Origin of the sequence: Phaeovulum sp. (assembly GCF_041596715.1) — a bacterium.
Classification (GTDB): Bacteria; Pseudomonadota; Alphaproteobacteria; order Rhodobacterales; family Rhodobacteraceae; genus UBA6213.
Genome location: NZ_JBFHIA010000299.1, coordinates 1 through 3,223, shown reverse-complemented (window position 1 = coordinate 3,223; position 3,223 = coordinate 1). Strand labels below are relative to the sequence as shown.

Sequence of the window (3,223 nt, the reverse complement as noted above, 5' to 3'; positions counted from 1 at the left end):
GGCAATGGCATCGCCCGAGACACGCGCGCCCAGCCCGTCGATCAGCGTGTAAGATGCCGTTGCCGCCGCCGAGCCAAGCGCAAAGGGCAGCAAGCGGCGGCTTTCGCCATCGGTAAAAACGCCGCGCGCCATCATCAAGATGCCAAGGCCCAGCACCACGATACCCGCGTATTGCGCGCGACTGATTGCGTCGGGCAAAAACAGCGCTCCCACAATCGCCACCACCATTGGTGCCGCACCCCGCGCGATAGGATAGACGCGGCTCAGATCGCCGTGGTCATAGGCATGGGTCAGAAAGAACTTGTAGCCGAAATGCGTGCAGCCTGCGGCCAAGACCCAAGGCAGCGCCTCGATGTTAAGCCAAGGCCGGTTGAGTGCTACGGCAAGGCCGATCGGCACCTCCATCACCGACAGCACCACCATGCCGCCGATCTTGGAAGAACCGACCTTTATCAGAGCGTTCCAGAGCGCATGCAGAAAGGCCGCACCCAGAACCGCCAGCAATACGCCCAGTGACATCGCGCCTCCTGCCCATATGCGTCATCGGTAAGCGCGCGCCGCGATGCGCGCAAGCATCGGCGTGGTTGTGCAGACACGAAGAGGGGTTGCGCGCTGGCACCTGTTTCGCGCCGCAGCCATGACACCTACTTTGGGTCTTCAGAGCAGGAGGCGAACATGGGAATGTTGGTGGATGGCGCGTGGCAGAGCGCGTGGTACGACACCGCTTCGACGGGCGGCGCGTTCCAGCGTAGCACCGCGCGGTTTCGCAACTGGGTCACGGCGGATGGCGCGGCGGGGCCAACTGGCGAGGGCGGCTTTGCGGCGGCCTCGGGGCGCTATCACCTTTATGTCTCGTACGCCTGCCCTTGGGCGCACCGCGCGTTGATCTTTCGCGCGATCAAAGGGCTTGCCCCCCATATCGGCGTTTCGGTCGTGCATCCCGACATGCTGGCCGATGGCTGGACCTTTGGCACCGATTTCGACGGCACCACCGGCGACGGGCTTTTTGGCCTGCCTTTCCTGCGCGACATCTATACCCGCGCGGACCCACTGTTTTCAGGCCGGGTCACCGTGCCCGTGCTTTGGGACCGCAAGCGCGGAACCATCGTCAGCAACGAATCCTCGGAAATCATCCGCATGTTCAATTCGGCCTTCGACGGGTTGACAGGCAACCGCGATGATTATTTCCCCGCGCCCCTGCGTGCCGAGATCGAGGCGATCAACGCACGCATCTACGACACGGTGAACAATGGCGTTTACAAGGCCGGTTTTGCCACCAGCCAAACCGCCTATGACGCGGCTGTGCATGAACTTTTCGACAGCCTTGATTGGCTGGAAGCGCGGCTAGAAAAGGGTCGCTACCTTCTGGGCGCGCAGCTGACCGAGGCCGACTGGCGGCTATTCACGACGCTGGTGCGGTTCGATGCGGTTTATCATCTGCACTTCAAGTGCAACCGCAAACGGCTGATCGACTACCCCAACCTCTGGGCCTACACGCGCGATCTTTACCAGCACCCCGGCGTGGCCAGGACAGTGCGGCTCGACCATATCGTGCGCCACTACCATTTCAGCCACGAGACGATCAATCCGCACCGGATCATTCCAATCAACCCGGCGCTGGATTTCGACGCACCGCACGGGCGCGGCTAGAAGCGGGGTCTCGCAATCGGTGGCGCAAATGCCTAGGTCTTGCGAGTAACACCATTCGGGAGCACGACCATGAGCTACACCATCAACCGCACCATAACCGGCGGAACCTTTGACGAAGTTGACGCCCGCACGCGTGCCGCATTGGCCGAACAAGGCTTTGGCGTGCTGACCGAAATCGACGTAAAAGCGACGATGAAGAAAAAGCTTGATGTCGAGATGCCCGACTACCGTATTCTTGGTGCCTGCAACCCGGGCATGGCGCACAAGGCCATCGGCATGGAACCACGGGTTGGTGCGATGTTGCCCTGCAACGTGATCCTGCGCGCGGTTGACGGCGGGGTCGAGGTCAGCGCCATCGACCCGGTCGCCTCGATGCAGGCCATCGACAACGCATCGCTCAAGGACGTGGCCGCACAGGTGCGCGACATGATGCGCGCGGCGGTTGCGGCGATCTAAGCACCCGGCGCACATTCATTGCATAAAGACCGAGTGGCCGGGGGCGCGAAGCCCCCGGCTTTTTCATGCCAGCGCGTCGTCGCAGCGCGCACAGACGCCTGCGTGGCTGTGCTGGCCTACGTCGGGCAGGATCTTCCAGCAGCGTTCGCATTTGGCACCCTCGGCCAATTCGAACACCACCGCGATGCCTGCCACCTCGGGCAACCGGAAGCTTTCTTGCGGTGCCGGGGTCGCGGTCAGTTCCAGCGTCGAGGTGATGCAAAGATCCGCGAAATCGACCGATTTCAGCGCGGCAAGCAGCGCCGCATCGTCAACATGCACCACTGGTGCCGCCTCTAGGCTGGCCCCGATCACCTTTGCGGCGCGCTGCACCTCTAATGCTGCGGTCACCGCGCGGCGGGCACGGCGGATACCTTCCCACTTTGCCGCCAAGGGCTCGTTCAGCCAGTCGGCGGGGGTGGTGGCAAAGTCGATCAGGTGCACCGACGACGCCTCGCCCGGAAAACGGCTGAGCCAGACATCTTCCATCGTGAACACCAGAATCGGCGCAAGCCATGTGGTCAGGCGGTGGAACAGCAGATCAAGCACCGTGCGCGCGGCGCGCCGTGTGGCACCCGAGGGCGCGTCGCAATAGAGCGCGTCCTTGCGGATGTCGAAGTAGAATGCCGACAGATCCACCGTGGCAAAGGTAAACAACGCCTGAAACACGCCCTGAAAATCGTAGGCCGCATAGCCCTTGCGCACGACATGGTCGAGCTCTGCCAGCCGGTGCAGGACCCACTGCTCCAACTCTGGCATGTCTTCAGGCGCTACCCGTTCGGCATCGCTGAACCCGGCAAGGTTGCCTAGCATGAAGCGCATGGTGTTGCGCAAGCGACGATAACTATCGGCTACGCCTTTCAGGATTTCCTTGCCGATACGCTGGTCGTTGGTGAAATCGACCTGCGCCACCCAAAGCCGCAGGATATCGGCGCCATATTGGGCGATCACCTCTTGTGGCAGGATCGTGTTGCCGATCGACTTGGACATCTTCATGCCCTTTTCGTCGAGCGTGAAACCATGCGTCAGCACCGCGCGATATGGCGCGCGGCCCTTGGTGGCGCAGGCTTGCAACATG

At 62.3% G+C, this 3,223-nt stretch carries 3 protein-coding genes and 1 pseudogene; 2 read left to right on the top strand and 2 right to left on the bottom strand.

Annotated features, from left to right (window positions below):
• Positions 1-519: pseudogene (locus ABY403_RS14970) on the bottom strand (peptide ABC transporter permease); the annotation flags it as partial.
• Positions 520-675: 156 nt separating this feature from the next.
• On the opposite strand from ABY403_RS14970, the gene ABY403_RS14965 reads away from it, so the two are divergent.
• The gene (locus tag ABY403_RS14965; RefSeq protein ID WP_372841621.1) at positions 676-1,650 is read left to right on the top strand and encodes a glutathione S-transferase family protein; all 975 of its coding nucleotides are present in this window, start codon (positions 676-678) and stop codon (positions 1,648-1,650) included.
• Positions 1,651-1,719: 69 nt separating this feature from the next.
• Positions 1,720-2,106: a DUF302 domain-containing protein gene (locus tag ABY403_RS14960; protein ID WP_372841620.1), complete on the top strand. Its 387-nt coding sequence runs from the start codon at positions 1,720-1,722 to the stop codon at positions 2,104-2,106.
• 63 nt (positions 2,107-2,169) lie between these two features.
• Here ABY403_RS14960 and ABY403_RS14955 read toward each other — a convergent pair.
• Positions 2,170-3,223 (bottom strand): class I tRNA ligase family protein (locus ABY403_RS14955; RefSeq protein ID WP_372841619.1); only part of this gene is annotated, 1,054 nt, incomplete at its 5' end.